Annotated in this window: 15 protein-coding genes; all 15 read left to right on the top strand. The window is 45.7% G+C overall.

Features of this window, described 5'->3' with window-relative positions; translation table 11 throughout:
* Positions 1 to 23 precede the first annotated feature (23 nt).
* The 15 genes from ACPW7N_RS09525 (at position 24) to ACPW7N_RS09455 (ending at position 19,817) form a co-directional block, all read left to right on the top strand.
* Positions 24 to 1,262 carry an MFS transporter gene (locus ACPW7N_RS09525; protein WP_425650829.1) on the top strand — a complete coding sequence of 413 codons (1,239 nt, stop codon included), beginning with the start codon at positions 24 to 26 and terminating at the stop codon, positions 1,260 to 1,262.
* Positions 1,234 to 1,695 (top strand): YwiB family protein, encoded by a 462-nt coding sequence (locus ACPW7N_RS09520; protein WP_425650828.1) that lies wholly within the window; start codon positions 1,234 to 1,236, stop codon positions 1,693 to 1,695. Before ACPW7N_RS09525 ends, ACPW7N_RS09520 begins: the two co-directional genes overlap by 29 nt.
* Before the next feature lie 43 nt (positions 1,696 to 1,738).
* Entirely contained in the window at positions 1,739 to 2,128 is a 390-nt protein-coding gene (locus ACPW7N_RS09515; RefSeq protein WP_425650827.1) for a hypothetical protein, read from the top strand.
* 91 nt (positions 2,129 to 2,219) lie between these two features.
* On the top strand, positions 2,220 to 3,680 hold the full coding sequence (locus ACPW7N_RS09510) for a sigma-54 interaction domain-containing protein (protein ID WP_425650826.1): 1,461 nt from the start codon (positions 2,220 to 2,222) through the stop codon (positions 3,678 to 3,680).
* Positions 3,681 to 3,822: 142 nt separating this feature from the next.
* Entirely contained in the window at positions 3,823 to 5,199 is a 1,377-nt protein-coding gene (gene kamA, locus ACPW7N_RS09505; RefSeq protein WP_425650825.1) for a lysine 2,3-aminomutase, read from the top strand.
* 282 nt (positions 5,200 to 5,481) lie between these two features.
* Positions 5,482 to 7,560, top strand: a complete 2,079-nt coding sequence (locus ACPW7N_RS09500; protein WP_425650824.1) for a (Fe-S)-binding protein — start codon at positions 5,482 to 5,484, stop codon at positions 7,558 to 7,560.
* Between the two features lie 175 nt (positions 7,561 to 7,735).
* The gene (locus ACPW7N_RS09495; protein ID WP_425650823.1) at positions 7,736 to 8,914 is read left to right on the top strand and encodes an acetyl-CoA C-acetyltransferase; all 1,179 of its coding nucleotides are present in this window, start codon (positions 7,736 to 7,738) and stop codon (positions 8,912 to 8,914) included.
* Positions 8,915 to 8,969: 55 nt separating this feature from the next.
* The gene (locus ACPW7N_RS09490; RefSeq protein WP_425650822.1) at positions 8,970 to 9,821 is read left to right on the top strand and encodes a 3-hydroxybutyryl-CoA dehydrogenase; all 852 of its coding nucleotides are present in this window, start codon (positions 8,970 to 8,972) and stop codon (positions 9,819 to 9,821) included.
* Positions 9,822 to 9,875: 54 nt separating this feature from the next.
* Positions 9,876 to 11,015, top strand: coding sequence for an acyl-CoA dehydrogenase (locus tag ACPW7N_RS09485; RefSeq protein WP_425650821.1), 1,140 nt, complete (start codon positions 9,876 to 9,878; stop codon positions 11,013 to 11,015).
* Between the two features lie 30 nt (positions 11,016 to 11,045).
* The gene (locus tag ACPW7N_RS09480; RefSeq protein ID WP_425650820.1) at positions 11,046 to 12,188 is read left to right on the top strand and encodes an acyl-CoA dehydrogenase; all 1,143 of its coding nucleotides are present in this window, start codon (positions 11,046 to 11,048) and stop codon (positions 12,186 to 12,188) included.
* Between the two features lie 12 nt (positions 12,189 to 12,200).
* Complete coding sequence (gene meaB, locus ACPW7N_RS09475) at positions 12,201 to 13,142, top strand: methylmalonyl Co-A mutase-associated GTPase MeaB (RefSeq protein WP_425650819.1); 942 nt, start codon at positions 12,201 to 12,203, stop codon at positions 13,140 to 13,142.
* A gap of 178 nt (positions 13,143 to 13,320) precedes the next feature.
* The gene (locus ACPW7N_RS09470) at positions 13,321 to 13,950 is read left to right on the top strand and encodes a TetR/AcrR family transcriptional regulator (RefSeq protein ID WP_425650818.1); all 630 of its coding nucleotides are present in this window, start codon (positions 13,321 to 13,323) and stop codon (positions 13,948 to 13,950) included.
* A 33-nt stretch (positions 13,951 to 13,983) separates the two neighbouring features.
* Entirely contained in the window at positions 13,984 to 17,235 is a 3,252-nt protein-coding gene (gene icmF, locus ACPW7N_RS09465; protein WP_425650817.1) for a fused isobutyryl-CoA mutase/GTPase IcmF, read from the top strand.
* Positions 17,236 to 17,456: 221 nt separating this feature from the next.
* Positions 17,457 to 17,990 carry a DNA-directed RNA polymerase subunit delta gene (gene rpoE / locus ACPW7N_RS09460; protein ID WP_425650816.1) on the top strand — a complete coding sequence of 178 codons (534 nt, stop codon included), beginning with the start codon at positions 17,457 to 17,459 and terminating at the stop codon, positions 17,988 to 17,990.
* A 225-nt stretch (positions 17,991 to 18,215) separates the two neighbouring features.
* Positions 18,216 to 19,817 carry a CTP synthase gene (locus ACPW7N_RS09455; protein ID WP_425650815.1) on the top strand — a complete coding sequence of 534 codons (1,602 nt, stop codon included), beginning with the start codon at positions 18,216 to 18,218 and terminating at the stop codon, positions 19,815 to 19,817.
* Positions 19,818 to 19,909 lie beyond the last annotated feature (92 nt).

The following is a 19,909-nucleotide window of genomic DNA, read 5'->3' as shown; positions in this document are numbered from 1 at the left end:
GAAGTATTTAGGGGGTAAGTGCTATGAAAGAAGTATTCCGACAGCCTGATTTTCAAAAGTTGTTCTACTCCAATTTGTTTTCAGGATTTGGTGTAGGAATGAGTATGATTGGAATCTCATGGCATCTCGTGAAAGAATCTGGATCGGCTCAAGTGTTGGGTTCCACCATGTTCATCTCCGCCGTTCTCAGTTTTTTCATCGTTCCTTACATTGGTACGCTGATTGATCGCTACTCCCGTAAAAATATATTACTGCAAATTAATGCCGCTGGATTCATTGTGATTGGCCTGTGCGCATTATGGGGCTACACAGCAGACTACAATCAGTGGATGCTGATCGGTGTCTTTCTGGTTACCAATCTAATCATGCAAGTTCATTACCCTACTCAATCTGCGCTTGTTCAGGAGAGTTTTGCCGACCGGCATTATAACTCCATCAATAGTCTCCTTGAAATTGAATCGCAAACAGCAAGTGTTTTAGCAGGAGGGATTTCCGGGATCATCTTGGAATCCATGGGCTTGCCATTTGTCTTGTTGTTTGACGCCTTGACGTATTTGTTTGCTTTCTTTCTCTTGTCACGGATGAACTACACGTTTACGTTGAACAAACGAAATCAGGCAAACGGAAGAAAAAACTGGTTGCACCAACTGGGTGACAGTTGGATTTTTGTACGTGAGAAAAAAGGGTTTGTCCTCTTTGGAATTACTGCATTTTTGCCGTTTGTCGCTGTAATGGTTGGGAATTTGCTTGCACCTGTGTTTGTTAGTCAGACTCTCAAAGCGGATGTCATCATCTTTTCTGCCCATGAAATGACTTATGCGATTGGTGCGGTTGCTGCAGGCTTTTTGATCATTCGATTAAGCGAAAAAGTGGGTAATATGCGGGCCATGATTGCGAATATGATGCTTTTTGCACTTACGCTGGTATGTATTGTAGCGCTCCCGTATGGTTGGATGTTCGTATTCTTGACTACATTCTTAGGTTGGGGAAATGCCTCCGTCCGTTTAGTCAGGCAGAATCTGTACATGAGGATGGTTCCGAAAGAGCATATGGGACGAGTATTAAGTTTTTTTCAGTCCATTGGGATGTTGATGAGGCTTCTATTGTTAGGACTTTTTACCGTTTTGGTTGATTGGACGGGAGCGGGAACGGGGTATCTGATTTTAGCCGTTCTGGTTTTTGCCGGAGCGATCGGATGTTACTATTCGATGCGTATTCTTCTGGTGGGCGAACGTGGTACAATTAGGACAACAGAACAATGAACAAATGGAGACGAGGCATCACATGGATAAAGCGATCATTCAGTTGAAAAGCAAACAAACACTAGACGGTCAGACGGAAGAAACGGTTCATACTTATCAGGCAAAAGCAACGAAAAAACAGGAATCCTGGTACTTTGCGTTTAAAGAAAATAGCGAAGAAGATGTTTCCACCGTGCTGAAAGTGAACGCACAAGAGATTACTTTACTGCGACAAGGGTCTGTTCAAATGAAACAGGTTTTCCACAAAGGGCAGAGCCATACAACACGTTATGTGACACCTTACTTGGCGTACATCATGGAGATTCATACCAACAAGTTGAAAATTCAAGAGAATGGCAACGGCCCCACACAAATACAGATCGGGTATCAGCTATGGTTAAATGAACAATACGCAGGGGAGATACAGTTGCAATACGACATCGCATATCAATAAGCAGTTGTTTCATTAAAGCGGTTTTGCAGAAAGGGGAAGGAAGATGGCTTTTTCGTTCACAAACGGGTTGTTGGCAGGGCTATTGCTTGCTGCTTTTCTGGCATTATGTGACGGATTGTTTCAGACCACAACGTTTCAGGTCCTGATTGATGTAGGTTACGTACCAGCGCTTGCCAATCTTCCTTCCATTTTGGAACTGGGAATTCATTTGCTGCTATCCATTGTGGTAACGGCCATTTTTGCCTATTTTTATCCGGTTCGCCGCAATGTGTTGCGATACGTCACCTTATGGGTACTCTTTTTCTTTTTGATCTTTTTCCCGTTTTCATGGGCAAGCGGTCAGCCTGTTTCAATCGCTGCATGTATCATCTGGCTGCTAGGCCACCTGCTCTACACATTGTTTCTAGCGTTTCAAGTAGAGCGATATAGCTAAATGCCAGAAATTTGGCACAGTTGACAATTTTTCGGCAGCATGTCCAGCACCAGTGAATCCAGGTTTGTTACTTTTTTGTTGGGAGGGCCTGATGGATAGACTACCTATGTCTGATACAGTTGAGATGCTGAAAGCGATACTTGGCACGATTGATGAAGGAATTCACGTGGTAGATGCTAGAGGAATCTCCATTTTTTATAATCACGTAGCAGCGGAACTAGATGGCTTAACGGCTGAGGAAGTGCTGGGAAAGCCTCTGCTGGAAGTTTTTCCGTCTCTGTCCGAAGAGTCCAGTACACTTCATCAGGTGATCGTCAATGGCAAGCCCATTTACAACCAAACGCAAACATACACCAACTGGCGAGGGGTTCATGTGGAGACAGTCAATACGACGCTGCCTGTCTATGTAGAAAACCGCTTGGTGGGTGCGGTTGAAGTAGCGAAGGACATTCGCAAGCTTCGTGAGCTGTCAGACCGTGTTCTTGATTTGCAAGCACAAGTAGGCAAGTCGAAGAAAAAGAAAAAAACTGAAATGGACGGGGTAAACTACCGTTTTGAAGATATTCTCACGAGCAGCAATACCCTTAAACAGGTAATCGATAGGGCAAGAAGAGCGGCACGGACCCATTCTCCCGTGCTTATTTACGGAGAGACAGGGACGGGAAAAGAGCTGCTGGTTCAGTCTATTCATCAAGCTTCCAACCGACATGTCCACGCATTTATTGCCCAGAATTGCGCGGCACTGCCTGCTTCCCTACTGGAGGGGATCCTGTTTGGAACGACCAAAGGCAGCTTTACAGGAGCGGAAGACAGACCAGGACTATTTGAACTGGCAAATGGCGGAACACTGTTTCTCGATGAACTAAACAGCATGCCGCTTGATCTGCAGGCAAAACTGCTTCGAGTGCTGCAAGACGGACAAATCAGGCGAATCGGCAGCATGAAGTCTGTTCAGGTTGATGTACGTGTCATTGCGGCGATGAACGAAGAGCCCACTGCTGTAGTCAAACGGGGGTTGCTGCGTCCTGATTTGTACTATCGCTTGAATGTCGTTTCTTTTGAGATTCCACCCCTGCGCAAACGAAAGGAAGACATCCCGCTATTAACCAGGCATTTTATCGAAAAATACAACCAATTGTTTCACATGCAGATTATAAAAGTGGAGCAGGTGGTGGAGCAGTATTTCCGTCAATACGACTGGCCGGGAAATGTCAGGGAGTTGGAGCATACCATAGAGGCTGCGATGAATCTGGTTGAAGGAGATAGCATCAAAGCAGAGCATCTACCTTATCACTTCGTGGAGCGGATGCAAGGAAAGCACGAGACTGTTCATCTGCATCAGGAGGGGGAAACGGATCTCCCAAATCTTCGCGAAGCACTGCGAGAGACCGAAGAGAGGTTGATCAAACGGGCCCTTTACCTGACAAACGGAAATATCAAGCAAGCAGCGGAACGATTGGGAATCCCCCGACAAACACTTCAATACAAGCTGACACAGCTTCATGAAGCAATAGGAGAAGAAAGCGGTGCCGAAAATTCGGCAGAATTGTAACCGTTTCCAAATGGATACAAAATAGAAAAACCCTATTGGACAGCATATTCTGAATCTTTCGATAGGTTGGCATGAGGATTGCAACTTCCTTTTATCATAAAAGTTTCCAGAAAAACTTTACCTGATAGAAGGGGGATTTCCCATGACAATAGCGCAAACAAGAGATTGGCGACAAATTGAGTTGTGGAAAGATGTGACCGATGAACAGTGGAATGACTGGATGTGGCAGTTAACGCATACCATCCGCACGGTAGATGAGCTCAAGCAGGTAATTAATCTGACCCCGGAAGAAGAAGAGGGCGTTCGGATTTCCAATATGACAATTCCGCTGAATATTACGCCGTACTATGCGTTGTTGATGGACCCGGATGATCCAACTGACCCTGTGCGTAAGCAATCCGTTCCATTATCCAGTGAAATGGTACGAACCAAATATGACATGGAAGATCCATTGCATGAGGACCAGGATTCTCCGGTGCCAGGGCTTACCCACCGTTACCCGGACCGTGTTTTGTTCCTTGTGACCAATCAATGCTCGATGTATTGCCGTTACTGTACTCGCCGTCGCTTCTCCGGTCAGGTAGGCATGGGCGTTCCCAAAAAGCAACTGGATGCCTGTATCGAATATGTTCGCAGTCACCCAGAGGTTCGTGATGTCCTGTTGTCAGGCGGAGACGGTCTGTTAATTAACGACCGAATTCTGGAGTATATCATCAGTAGCTTGCGTGCGATTCCGCATGTAGAGATTATTCGGATTGGTACGCGTGCACCTGTTGTATTCCCACAACGTATCACTGAAAATCTTTGCAATATGCTCAAAAAGTATCATCCAATCTGGCTCAATACTCACTTTAATCACCCTCGTGAAATTACGCCAGAAGCCAAAAAAGCCTGTGAAATGCTGGCTAACGTAGGTGTACCGTTGGGGAACCAATCCGTTATCCTCTCTGGCATTAACGATTGCCCGCACACCATGAAGAAGTTAGTGCAAGACCTGGTTAAAATTCGTGTGCGTCCGTACTACATTTATCAGTGCGACCTTTCCGAGGGAATTGGCCACTTCCGGGCACCTGTCACCAAAGGGATTGAAATAATCGAACATCTCCGTGGTCATACATCCGGTTATGCGGTGCCAACCTTCGTAGTCGATGCTCCGCATGGTGGCGGTAAGATCCCGGTGATGCCGAACTACATCATCTCTCAATCTTCTGAAAAAGTAGTTCTGCGCAATTTCGAAGGTGTCATCACTGCCTATCCGGAGCCAAAGAACTACCACGCACATGATGCCGACAACTGTGAATACTGTCAGACAGCACAAGGCAAAAACGTAGGAATTGCAGCATTGATGAAGGATGAAGCAAACAACCTGGAACCAACTGGCCTTAAGCGCAACGAACGTATCAACGAAACCAAAGTAAAATCGTTAGCTGACGTTCGAAAAGAGCAAAAGGATAAGAAACCAGATAAGAAAGTGTCAGAAAAGCAAGAGTCCGAACATCTGGACGTCTCAGGTAAATAGATCCGCTTGAAGCGAAGGCCTGGCTCAAAAGCCAGGTCTTTTAGCGTTTCATTCTTCGGAATTCAGAAACTTCCATAGCGCAATTGCTCGGAGTATGTTATATTTTTGTTATCTGAGCGATCGCTCAGTCAAAGTTAGTGTAAAGCTATGAATGTTCGGATGAAAAGCAAATTTTGCAAAGATGCGAAAATTTGAATGAATAGTCATTCATTTTTTGAACTAGTTCTGTTAATATAAAAAACAAGATAATAAAGATAAATTTCCAAAGGGGAGCTGAGAGCCTTGCTGCCATTATTGAATCTAATCGCCTTTTTCCTGATCTTGGCGTATGGATTGTATTTATTTGCTCACGTTGTCTACAGCCGCTACCTTTTCATCAAATTGGGTAAAAAGGGCGATGTCAAAGACGACTTTAAAACAAGATTTAATCTTGTCCTGGAGAATGTGATTTTCCAGAAGAAACTGCTCAAGGACAAGAAGAGCGGGTTCATGCACGTCGTCATGTTCTATGGTTTTATCATTCTTCAATTCGGAGCAATCGAACTGGTTATCAAAGGATTGGTTAAAGGTTTTGAGTTGCCTTTCGGAAGCGCTCACAAGTATTTCAGTTTAATGCAGGAAATTACCACCTTGCTGATTCTTTTGGCGGTAGCCTATGCGTTTTACCGTCGCTATGTAGAGAAACTGAAACGTTTGAAGCGTGGATTTAAATCAGGTCTGGTACTGATCTTTATCTCAACATTGATGGCTTCAGTACTCTTGTCTCTAGGTTTCGAACAAATCTGGCTAGGTCATGAACAGTCTGGTTATGCACCAATCTCATCCTTGGTTGCAACCTTGTTCGCTGGGATGAGCCCGACAGTAGCGGCTGGATTGTTCTATGTTTTCTGGTGGATGCACTTGTTGATCTTGCTTACGTTCATGGTGTATGTGCCACAATCCAAGCACGCACACTTGGTATTTGCTCCATTCAATGTTTGGTTCAAAAAGCTGGACCCGCCAGGCAAGCTGTCTACAATTAACTTCGAAGATGAAACGCAAGAAGTATTCGGTGTAGGCAAAATTGAAGACTTCACACAAACACAATTGATTGACCTGTATGCCTGTGTAGAGTGTGGACGCTGTACCAACATGTGTCCGGCAGCAGGTACAGGCAAAATGTTATCTCCAATGGATTTGATCGTGAAGATGCGTGATCACTTGACGGAAAAGGGTGCAGCCGTAACGTCCCGTACACCTTGGATGCCTAGCTTTGCTTTTGCTGATACACAAGCCAACAAAATTGCTGTGCAAGCAAGCGAAGTAGCTGCGGCGGCTGAAGGATCAACTGCAACAGCTCCTGAATTCTCTGTAAATCTGATTGGCGATGTCATTACAGAGCAAGAGCTCTGGGCATGTACAACCTGCCGCAACTGTGAAGACCAATGTCCTGTAATGAACGAGCACGTTGATAAAATCATTGATATGCGCCGCTACCTGGTTATGACAGAAGGAAGCATGCCTGCGGAAGCACAAAGAGCGTTGAACAACATTGAACGCCAAGGCAATCCATGGGGGATCAACCGTAAAGACCGCATGAAATGGATAGAAGGCTTGAATGGTGAGCTTGAAGTTCCTACTGTGAAAGATACAGATGAGTTTGAATACCTCTTCTGGGTTGGTTCCATGGGATCGTACGATAACCGCAGCATGAAAATCACCCACGCATTCGTCAAATTGATGCATGAAGCTGGTGTGAAATTCGCGATCCTGGGTAATGAAGAGAAAAACTCCGGGGATACCGCTCGTCGCATCGGTAATGAATTCTTGTTCCAACAACTGGCACAAGAGAACGTGGCATTGTTCGAAGCGTATGATGTGAAGAAGATTGTTACTTGTGACCCGCATGCATTCAACACGTTCAAGAACGAATATCCTGAATTCGGTTTACAGGCTGAAGTGTATCACCATTCCGAATTGCTTTCTCAATGGGTAAAAGAAGGGCGCCTCAAACCAACGAAAGAAGTAAAAGAGCGCATCACGTACCATGATTCTTGCTATCTCGGGCGTTATAACGATATTTACGACATGCCTCGTCAAATTCTCGAAGCGATTCCTGGTGTGGAAATCGTGGAAATCAAACGCAGTGGCTGTGACAGCATGTGCTGTGGAGCCGGTGGCGGCTTGATGTGGATGGAAGAGCACGAAGGTACTCGTGTCAACGTTGCACGTACCGAACAGGCTCTGGAAGTGAATCCGACACAAATCGCAAGCGCTTGTCCATACTGCCTGACCATGATGAGCGACGGTGTCAAAATGAAAGAAAAAGATGAAGATGTGAAAACAAGAGATATTGCTGAAATTCTTGCTGACGCAATCTAATGGGAAGGGGGCCGTACTGCTTTTGAGTGGTACGGCTTCCTCTTTACTGACAAGAAAGATTTTTATTTCCCCTTCTAGTCTCCATACAGATTTGCTATGATGAAAGTATAGAAATTGAGCGACCGCTCAATCGGCAGTCGATGGATCTCCATATTAACAAAGGAGTGATTAAAGAATGGGTTCAGTTATTGTTGGCGCAGCACGTACACCGTTTGGCAAATTCGGTGGAGCTTTGAAAGATGTAGCAGCCGTTGATCTAGGTGCGATTGCGATAAAGGAAGCACTTGCTCGTGCAGGTGTAAGTGGTGATCAGGTAGATGAAGTGATCATGGGAATGGTGTTGCAAGCAGGCGCAGGTCAGGTTCCATCCAGGCAGGCTGCCCGTAAAGCAGGACTCCCTTGGGAAGTGGCGAGTGAAACGATTAACAAAGTATGTGCTTCTGGTATGCGGGCAGTAACGATGGCTGATCAAATCATTCGAACCGGAGATGCACAATTAATCGTTGCAGGTGGAATGGAGAGCATGAGCAATGTGCCATACGCTCTGCCAAAAGCTCGTTACGGTCTCAGAATGGGCGACGGAGAAATCAAGGATTTGATGATGTACGACGGGCTGACTTGTCCGTTTGATTTCGTGCCAATGGCGGTGCACGGAAGCAATGTTTCCGAAGAGTATGACATCAGCCGTGAACTTCAGGATCAATGGGCACATCGCAGTCAGATTCGAGCATCCCATGCAGTGGAGAACGGTATTTTTGATGAAGAAATTGCTCCTGTTTCCATCCCACAAAGAAAAGGCGAACCTCTTGTAATCAAACGAGATGAATCGCCTAGACCGGACACAACCCTGGAAGTGTTGGCAAAGCTTGCCCCTGTTTATAAAAAGGACGGAACCATAACAGCGGGCAACGCACCGGGAATCAATGACGGAGCGGCAGCGATGGTTGTCATGTCAGAGGGCAAGGCACAAGAGCTGGGCGTGAAACCGTTGGCCAAGATTTTGGGTCATGCCACAGTAGGAGCAGAAGCTCCTTATATTGCAACCACTCCTGGTCTTGCTATTAATAAATTGCTGCAAAAAACAGGTGTTAAATTAGAAGACATCGATTTGTTTGAAGTAAACGAGGCATTTGCTGCGGTTACGCTGACAAGCGGTAAGCTGGTTGGATGGGACGAAGAAAAAGTAAACGTGAACGGAGGAGCAATTGCTCTTGGGCATCCTATTGGTGCAAGTGGTGCACGTATTATTATGAGTCTCATCTATGAACTGCGTCGTCGTGGCGGCGGCCTTGGTATTGCAGCCATTTGCAGTGGTGCTGCACAAGGAGATGCGGTTCTTTTGCAAGTTGATTAAACTCATCACGAATATAGCATTCGTTACTCATAACTAGTTGTTGGAGGTAGGGAAGATGAACGTTCAGAAATTTATGGTCGTGGGAGCAGGTCAAATGGGCAGCGGGATTGCTCAGGTGGCTGCACAAGCTGGATTACAAGTTGTTTTGTGCGACATTAAGCAAGAATTCGTGGAAAAAGGGCTTGCTACCATCACCAAAAACCTTAGCCGTAATGTGGAAAAAGGCAAAATGACAGAGGAAGAAAAGCAGGCAATTCTCGCTCGTGTTTCGCTGTCTACTGATCTGGCAGACGGAAAAGACGTTGATTTTGTAGTAGAAGCTGTCACTGAAAATATGACGGTGAAAGCAGATATCTTCAAGAAGCTGGATGAAGTATGCCCGGCACATACGGTTTTGGCAAGCAACACATCTTCCCTGCCGATTACAGAAATTGCTGCAGTAACAAAGCGCCCTGAGAAAGTAATTGGCATGCACTTCATGAATCCGGTGCCTGTGATGAAGCTTGTGGAAGTGATCCGGGGCTTGCAGACATCTGATGAAGTGTACCAGTTGGTGGAAGACCTTTCCAAACAAATGGGCAAGGTACCTGTCAGTGTAAATGATTTCCCAGGGTTCGTTTCCAACCGTGTCCTGATGCCGATGATTAACGAGGCGATCTACTGTGTATACGAGGGAGTAGCAACTCCAGAAGCGATTGATGAAGTAATGAAGCTTGGCATGAACCACCCGATGGGCCCTCTTACTTTAGCAGACTTTATTGGTCTGGATACATGCCTTTATATCATGGAAGTTCTTTATGAAGGATTTGGAGATTCCAAATACCGTCCGTGCCCATTGCTTCGCAAGTATGTAAAGGCAGGCTGGCTCGGCAAGAAATCAGGCAGAGGCTTCTACTCTTATCAGTAAAATGCAGCACTTACCGTAAAACGGGATGAGCGATCAGAGAAAGGTTGGACTATCATGGATCTTCGTTGGACCGAAGAACAGCAAATGATGATTAAAATGGTTCGTGATTTTGCACAAAAGGAGATTGCTCCTTTTGTACCGGTGATGGAGGAGACAGAAGAATTTCCTCGTCATATTGTGAAGAAGATGGGAGAAATGGGCTTGATGGGTATTCCGATCCCGGAGGAATGGGGCGGAGTTGGAGCTGATTTCACTTCTTATATATTGGCGATTAATGAAATTTCCCGGGTAAGTGCAACGGTAGGGGTTATCCTCTCTGTGCATACCTCTGTGGGAACCAATCCGATTCTTTATTTCGGAAACGATGAGCAGAAGAACAAATACGTTCGCAAGCTGGCAGCAGGGGAATTTCTCGGTGCGTTCGCATTGACAGAGCCGAGCGCGGGTTCGGACGCCAGCAGCATTCGTACGCAAGCCGTGCGTCAGGGAGACGAGTACATTCTCAACGGCTCCAAAGTATTCATCACAAATGGTGGAGAGGCGGATGTGTATATCACATTTGCGATTACAGATCCATCCAAAGGAACAAGAGGAATCTCCGCTTTTATCGTCGAAAAGGATACACCAGGTTTTACAGTTGGAAAAAAAGAGAAAAAGATGGGGCTTCACGGCTCCAATACGACTGAACTGATTTTTGATAATGCCCGAGTCCCAGCAGAGAATCTGCTTGGAAATGAAGGCGACGGTTTTACCATTGCGATGGCAAACCTCGATTCAGGTCGTATTGGGATTGCTTCACAAGCACTTGGCATTGCAGAAGCAGCACTTGAATATGCAACCCAGTATGCCAAGGAACGCAAACAATTCGGAGAACCAATCGCTAACAAGCAAGCCATCGGATTCAAGTTGGCTGATATGGCAACCTTGGTGGAAGCAGCGCGCCTGTTGGTTTACCAGGCGGCCTCTCTACGAACACAAGGAAAACCGTGCGGAAAAGAAGCATCCATGGCTAAACGCTTTGCCTCTGATGCAGCAATGAAAATTGCCACCGAAGCAGTACAAGTATTTGGTGGGTACGGCTACAGCCGTGAATATCCGGTTGAGCGCCTGTTCCGCGACGCTAAAATTACGCAAATCTATGAAGGTACCAACCAGATCCAACGAGTGGTTATCGCTAAGCATTTATTTTCATAATAAAAAATGATTAGTCAGGAGTGTGGAGAAATGGATTTCCGTTTGACCGAAGAACAAGAAATGCTGCGCAAAATGATCAGAGATTTTGCTGAAGAACATGTTGCTCCTACAGCAGCAGAACGTGACGAGGAAGAAGTGTTCGACCGTTCGATTTTTGAAAAAATGGCTGAACTGGGACTCACAGGTATTCCATGGTCGGAGAAATACGGCGGAGCAGGAGCTGATTATGTTAGTTATGTGCTAGCAGTAGAAGAGCTTTCCCGTGTGGATGCGTCCATTGGGGTAACATTATCTGCACACGTTTCCCTGGCAAGCTGGCCGCTATACAAATTTGGCACAGAAGAACAAAAGCAAAAATTCCTTCGTCCTTTGGCAGAAGGTAAGAAAATGGGTGCCTACTGCTTGACGGAAGCAGGCTCTGGCTCTGACTCTGCGGGTATGCGTACAACTGCAGTGAAGGATGGAGACGATTATATTCTTAATGGCAGCAAAATCTTCATCACAAATGCTGGCGAGGCAGAAATCTATATCGTGTTCGCTGTTACGGATGCAGCATTGAAGCATAAAGGGGTAACTGCCTTTATCGTTGAAAAGGGAATGCCTGGCTTCTCTATGGGTAAAAAAGAGAAAAAATTAGGGATTCGTTCCTCACCAACCATGGAAGTCATCTTTGAAGATGTTCGTGTTCCAAAAGAAAACATGCTGGGTGAAGAAGGACAAGGGTTTAAAATTGCGATGATGACACTTGATGGCGGACGTAACGGGATTGCCGCTCAAGCGTTGGGAATTGCTCAAGGTGCTTATGAGCATGCGCTTAATTATGCGAAAGAGCGCAACCAGTTCGGTAAACCAATCGCAGCTTTGCAAGCGATTCAATTCAAGCTGGCAGATATGGCTACCAAAATTGAAGCTTCCCGTCTTTTGACGTATCAGGCTGCCTGGTTGGAGGATCAAGGTTTGCCTTATGGAAAAGCTTCTGCTATGTCTAAGGTATTTGCTGGAGACACAGCTATGGAGGTAACAACAGAAGCAGTTCAAGTATTTGGTGGATACGGCTATACTCGTGAATACCCGGTAGAACGAATGATGCGTGATGCGAAAATCACTCAAATCTATGAAGGAACGAATGAAATTCAACGTGTCGTGATCAGCAACTACCTCATCAAAGAATAGAGGGAAAGAAGCATGCACGAAATTACTCGTCGGATTCTTGCAGGTGATGTGCGCGGGGCAGCTCGCGCCATTACTTGTGTAGAAAATGATTATCCGGAGCGAACGCAAATATTGCGAGAGCTATTTCCGCATACGGGACGTGCCAAGTTAATCGGAATTACAGGTACCCCAGGGGCAGGAAAAAGCTCCATGGTCGATGTCCTCATCAGTTTTTTGCGCAGGAATGGACTGACCATTGGCGTTGTTGCTGTTGACCCAACCAGTCCCTTCACAGGAGGGGCATTGCTTGGGGACCGTGTTCGCATGCAGAATCATGCAACTGATCCCGGGGTATTTATTCGCAGCATGGGCACCAGAGGAAGCTTGGGCGGACTTTCCCGCAATACAAAGGATGCTGTACGAATTCTTGACGCTTACGGCTGTGATGTCATCCTGATTGAAACAGTAGGTGTAGGACAGTCTGAGCTGGATATCATGAACATTGCCGACTCGACGATTGTTGTCCTGAATCCGGGTGGCGGAGATTCCGTACAGGCGTTTAAAGCGGGAATTATGGAAATCGCTGATTTGTTTGTGATCAACAAGGCTGATCTGCCTGGCACAGACAAGTTGGAGATTGAAGTAGAGCAGATGCTTGATCTGGTCAAACATGATGCCCCGTGGCGACCTCCGGTAATCAAAACCATTTCTACTCAGAATGCAGGCATTGATCAGGTATGGAAGGAAACACTTCGTCATCACGAATATCTCTTAGCTAGTGGAGAGTGGGAAGAGAGAAGGTCCCGACATTTGCGAGAAGAAGTGATTGAAATCGTAAACCACCAGATCTATCAAAAAATGATTCGTGGCATCGAAGCGGGAGCATTTGCAGAGCAACTGACCAGTGTGGCGTCAAGGCAGGCTGACCCGTATGGGGTAGCCGATCAAATCGTCAAAGCATGGTTCCACGACTAATAAGGAAGTTCGTCCTCCTTTTTGAACAAGAGCTGATAGAACTGGGAGAAAATAAAGCATTGCGTCCACTTTCCTCTTGTACAGTAAGTGCGTATAATAGGAAGAAAGAGAGGACTGAGCTTTATTTTCTAAGGATTAACCGATCAAACGCTCAGTCAGGGTAGGAGGGGATTCTGACGTGTCAGAGAAAAAGAAACTGATACCTTCCTTGGTGAAGGATCCGAAATTGATTGAAAAAAGGCGTGACCAGATCATCGAGGCAGCAGTTGATCTGTTCATTCATAAAGGCTTCCATAAAACAACGACAAGAGAAATTGCGAGAGCATCCGGTTTCAGTATCGGAACTCTCTATGAATATATCGAGTCCAAAGAAGACGTGTTGTATCTCGTTTGTGACGCCATCCATGCAGAAGTGGAATCTCGCTTGCGGGAAGCCATTACCTTCAAGGGAACAGGACTCACAATTCTGAAAATGGCCCTTCGGAGCTTCTTCCGGGTGATGGATCAGATGAGTGACCGAGTCATGCTCATCTACCAGGAAACCAAGTCCTTGCCTTCTGAAACACTGCGCTATGTGTTGGGAAGAGAGGAAGCGATCACCGTCATCTTTGAGGAAATTTTGCAGAAGGGTATCGCAGACGGCTCCATTTCGATTGATGAAAAGAACGTGAAGCTGATGGCTCACAACATTATGGTCTTAGGTGAAATGTGGGTATTCCGCAGATGGACACTGAAGAAGATCTACACGCTGGATGAATATATCAACATGCAAACAACACTGCTTCTTCGTGAAGTAAGTGCTGAATAGATTCGAGAGACAAATGATAGGGAGGTACAAATAATGGAAACAGAAGTGTATCGTCCGTCCAACAAAATCCGCTTTGTTACGGCTGCAAGTCTATATGATGGTCATGATGCGTCGATCAATATCATGAGACGTATTTTGCAATCTTCTGGTGCAGAAGTGATTCATCTGGGTCACAACCGCTCCGTAGACGATGTAGTTACTGCAGCGATTCAGGAAGATGTACAAGGGATCGCTATCAGTTCTTACCAAGGTGGTCATGTAGAGTACTTTAAATACATGGTCGATCTGTTGAAAGAGCGGGGGGCTGGTCACATTCGCATTTATGGCGGAGGTGGCGGGGTAATTGTTCCTCGTGAAATTCGCGAGCTTGAAGAGTACGGGGTAGCCAAAATCTTCTCGCCTGATGATGGACGCCACCAAGGGTTGCAAGGCATGATCAACCACATGCTGCGGGAAACTGACTTCCCGACAGTGAAGCAGGTTGAGCTTGAAATCGAAGAACTCCGAGAACAGAATCATAAGGCAGTTGCCCGTCTTATTTCCGTTGCAGAATATGCGGTACAAGATAAAACTGTCTTTACTTCAGTAGAAGCAGCACTTCCACAACCCGGTCATGTTATTCCTGTTCTCGGAATTACTGGTACAGGTGGAGCAGGTAAAAGTTCTCTAACAGACGAATTGGTTCGTCGCTTCATCAATAATTTCCCGGATAAAACGGTAGCAATCCTGTCGATCGATCCATCCAAACAAAAAACGGGTGGAGCCTTGCTTGGTGACCGGATTCGCATGAACGCCAACAACACGCCTCGAGTTTACATGCGCAGTTTGGCAACCCGTAAATCAGGTTCCGAGCTGTCGGCAGCCGTGGAAGATTCATTAAAAGTGCTCAAAGCAGCCAATTTTGACCTTGTAATTGTAGAAACAAGCGGAATTGGTCAGGGTGATGCACAGGTAAAAGACGTCTGTGATGTTGCCATGTACGTTATGACAAGTGAATTCGGGGCGCCTTCCCAGCTTGAAAAAATCGATATGCTGGATTTTGCCGACTTGATTGCGATCAATAAATTTGAGCGGAAAGGTTCTGAAGACGCTCTGCGTGAAGTGCGCAAACAGTATCGCCGCAACCACAATCAGTTTGATTTGACGGATGAGCAGATTCCTGTTTACGGAACCATTGCCAGCCAGTTTAACGACAAGGGAACCAACGTGCTTTTTGCTGCATTGATGAAAACGATTGTGCAGAAAACCAGTGTAGATTGGCAAGTAGCTCATCTGGATTCGACACCGGTATCGGTTCTGAAAAAGTCATTAATTCCGAATGATCGCATTACTTACCTGCAAGAGATCGCCAATACCGTTCGTGGCTATCGGAAGTTCTCTGACGAGCAAGCAGGCATTGCCCGCAAGCTGTTCCAACTTCACGGAACGAAGGAAACACTAGTATCTGCAAATGTTGAGAACCTGTCAGAGCTGGTGAAAGTAATCGATGCGCAAATCGCTTTCTTTGAAGAGAAGCTTCACCCAGAGTGTCGTCGCATCCTTGATAATTGGTCTTGCCTGAAAGATGCATACGAACAAGACCAGTTAGTTACGAAAATTCGTGATAAGGAAATTATTACAAAGCTCTTTAGCGAATCCTTATCGGGTACTCGTATTCCGAAAGTCAGCTTGCCGCAGTTCGAGGATTGGGGCGAGATTTTAAAGTGGTCCATGAAGGAAAATGTACCGGGTGAATTCCCTTATACTGCTGGCGTATTCCCGTTCAAGCGTGAAGGTGAGGATCCAAGACGCCAGTTTGCGGGCGAAGGAACTCCGGAGCGTACGAATAGACGATTCCACTTCTTGTCCAAAAACGATGATGCCAAGCGCTTAAGTACGGCTTTTGATAGCGTGACTCTCTACGGGGAAGACCCGGATTACCGCCCGGACATCTACGGTAAAATCGGAACGAGTGGCGTTAGCATTTGCACACTAGATGATATGAAGAAGCTGTATGCAGGTTTTGACCTGTGTGCTCCTTCAACGTCTGTTTCCATGACCATTAATGGCCCTGCACCAATGATCCTGGCGATGTATATGAATACAGCGATTGATCAACAAGTGGAGTTATTCACTGAGCGGGAAGGTCGCAAGCCAACGGCAGAAGAATTCGAAAAAATCAAAGCCTATACCCTTTCAACCGTACGTGGAACGGTTCAAGCCGACATCCTGAAAGAGGATCAAGGTCAGAACACGTGCATCTTCTCTACAGAGTTTGCACTCCGTATGATGGGGGATATTCAACAGTACTTCATCGATCACAAAGTACGCAATTACTACTCTGTATCCATTTCCGGCTATCATATTGCCGAGGCAGGAGCGAATCCGATTTCCCAATTGGCGTTTACTTTGGCTAACGGGTTTACCTATATCGAGTACTATCTGAGCCGTGGTATGAATATTGATGATTTTGCACCAAACCTTTCCTTCTTCTTCTCGAATGGTCTTGACCCTGAATATACGGTAATCGGACGTGTGGCTCGCCGTATCTGGTCAACTACATTGAAGAACAAGTACAGTGCAAACGATCGCAGTCAGAAGCTTAAATACCACATCCAGACGTCTGGCCGCTCGCTGCATGCACAAGAGATGGACTTTAATGATATCCGTACCACTCTGCAAGCATTAATCGCTATCTATGACAATTGCAACTCTTTACACACCAATGCATATGATGAGGCAATTACGACACCTACAGAGAATTCTGTACGCCGTGCTATGGCTATTCAGATGATTATCAATAAAGAGCTGGGTCTCGCCAAGAACGAAAACCCACTACAGGGAGCATTCATCATCGAAGAACTGACAGACCTGGTAGAGGAAGCTGTGCTTCAGGAGTTCGAGCGAATCAGCACTCGTGGCGGCGTGTTGGGAGCGATGGAAACCCAGTATCAGCGTGGCAAAATCCAGGATGAGTCTATGTACTACGAGATGAAGAAGCATACAGGAGAATTGCCAATCATCGGAGTAAATACCTTCCTGAACCCGAATGCTACAGAAGATGATTATGAGATTGAGCTTGCCCGTGCAACAGAAGAGGAAAAGGAGCAGCAAATCCATAACCTTCGTGCCTTCCAGGAAGCTCATCAGGATGAGATGGGGCCAGCATTGAAACGCCTCCAAGAGGTGGCGACGTCAGGCGGCAACATCTTTGCGGAGCTGATGGAAACAGTTAAGGTGGCATCACTAGGTCAAATTACGGCAGCATTGTATGAAGTTGGCGGACAATACCGTCGAAATATGTAAAAGAACCCACCCGACACAAGCTATCGCTGGCATCGGGCGGGGCCCCAAACTTATAAAATATCCCTCGGTGCAAAATTGCCGAGGGATACTTGTCGTTTTTCCGTGAAAGTGCGTGTCCTTTGAACGAATGGAAGAGTCTGGTTTGAAACTCTTGCATTTTAGGTTAAAATGAGGAATACTGTATGATAGCCAAGTTATTGTTGTGAAAGGACGTGCACGTCTTGAGTCAAACACTTCAAAGTATCGATAAAGAAAAACTGTATGAGATGGCGCTGGTTGACATCGCATTTGAACTTCTTAAAGAGCAGAATCGCCCGTATAATTTTCGTGAACTGATGGGGGCAATTGCTTCACTGCGCAATATGTCCGATGAACAAATGATGAGCATGATCGCTCAGATTTACACGGAAGTAAACATCGATGGCCGTTTCGTTTGCCTTGGTGACAATATGTGGGGTCTCAAACGCTGGTATCCTACCGAGACAGTGGAAGAGAGCCAAGAGGGCGGCGGCAAGAAGAAGAAAATTATTACTGACGACTTTGATGACGATTATGAGATGGAAGATGAAATTGAAGAAGTATTTGAAGAAGAGGATGACCTCGTTGTATTTGATGATGACGAGGAATTTATCGACGACGAATTAGCTGATGAAGAAGATATCGACGAAGAAATTGACGAAGAAGACGAAGATATAATGGATGAGGAAGAAGAAATGCTCGACGATGATGTCGACGAAGAAAATGATGAAGATTAGTTTTTTGTAGCCTTGACTTTCCCTTCCGAGACATTATAAAATACTGCTTGGGCTTCACATGAAGAAATGCCAAATATGGAAAGCTAATAAACAAAAGTGACCCCTACCCGTTATCATGGGCTAGGTAGCGCTTTTGTTTTTTTCTTTTTTTTGGAAGCTATCCTGACTAATATACGCATTTTTTTCTACGATCGTAGCGGAACAGGGAAAGAGGGGACAAGATTGATGGCGAAGTATATTTTTGTAACAGGTGGGGTTGTTTCTTCACTTGGAAAAGGGATTACAGCAGCTTCATTGGGGCGTCTGTTGAAGAACAGAGGATTGAAAGTGACTATCCAAAAGTTCGACCCATACATCAACGTAGACCCGGGTACGATGAGCCCATACCAACACGGTGAGGTTTTCGTAACGGATGATGGGGCAGAGACAGACTTGGACTTGGGACACTATGAGCGTTTTATTGACATTAACCTGAGTGCCAACTCCAACGTGACTACCGGTAAAATCTATTCCTCTGTAATTGCCAAAGAGCGCCGTGGTGATTATTTGGGTGGAACCGTACAGGTAATTCCACACATCACGAACGAAATCAAAGAGCGAGTTTTCCGTGCCGGACGTGAAACAGGTGCTGATGTCGTGATTACCGAGATCGGTGGTACTGTTGGTGATATTGAGAGCTTGCCGTTCCTCGAGGCAATTCGTCAGATCAAAAGCGACATCGGTCGTGAAAACGTCATGTATATCCACGTGACACTGATCCCTTACATCAAGGCAGCCGGAGAAATGAAAACCAAACCAACCCAGCACAGTGTAAAAGAATTGCGTAGCTTGGGTATTCAACCAAATGTCATTGTTACACGTACAGAACAACCTCTTTCACAAGATATGAAGGACAAGCTGGCACTTTTCTGTGACATTGATAAAAATGCAGTAATTGAAGGTATAGATGCAGAAACGTTGTATGAAGTGCCGTTGTTCTACCAAGAGCAAGGCTTGGACGATTATGTCTGCAATCACTTGGGATTGAGCTGTCAAGAAGCGGATATGACTGAGTGGAAGGCTCTGGTAGAAAAAATCAAGAACCTCAAGGAAACCACTCGAATTGCTATCGTAGGTAAGTACGTACAGTTGCACGATGCCTACCTTTCTGTTGCAGAAGCGCTTTACCATGCAGGTTTTGCCAACGATTCTGATGTAGATATCAAGTGGGTGAACGCAGAAGACGTTACAAGTGACAATGTAGCGGAATTACTGGGAGACGTTGACGGAATTCTCGTACCAGGCGGATTTGGTGATCGAGGAATCGAAGGGAAAATTACAGCCACTCGTTATGCTCGTGAAAACAATGTTCCATTCTTGGGAATCTGTCTTGGTATGCAAATCGCAGTAATTGAATATGCTCGCCATGTTCTTGGAATGGCAGATGCAAACAGTTCCGAAATCAATCCAAACACCAACTATCCAGTTATTGACTTGCTTCCAGAGCAAAAAGAGATCGAGGACATGGGCGGAACCATGCGTCTTGGACTCGGGCCAACGAAAGCAATTGCTGGCAGCTTGGCAGAGCGTGCATACAACAACACCTTAATCTATGAGCGTCATCGTCATCGTTACGAAGTGAATAACGAATACCGTGATCAAATGGCGCAAGCAGGACTCTCTTTCTCAGGAACATCGCCTGATGGAAGACTGGTTGAGATTATTGAAGTACCAGCTCATCCATGGTTCCTGGCAACGCAATTCCATCCAGAGTTCACTTCTCGCCCGAACAGACCACAACCATTATTCCGTGAGTTCGTGAAGGCATCCTTGCAACATAAAAAATAATTGAAAAGAGTAAAGGGGAATGCGTTAAAGCATTTCCCTTTTGTTTACAGATATTCCATCGTTTAGTTTCTGCAAACTATCTTTTCTTGATA

Origin of the sequence: Brevibacillus nigriterrae, from assembly GCF_049846925.1 — a bacterium.
GTDB lineage: Bacteria > Bacillota > Bacilli > Brevibacillales > Brevibacillaceae > Brevibacillus_H.
Note: the sequence above shows the minus strand (reverse complement) of the source record. Positions and strands in the feature narration are given on the sequence as shown.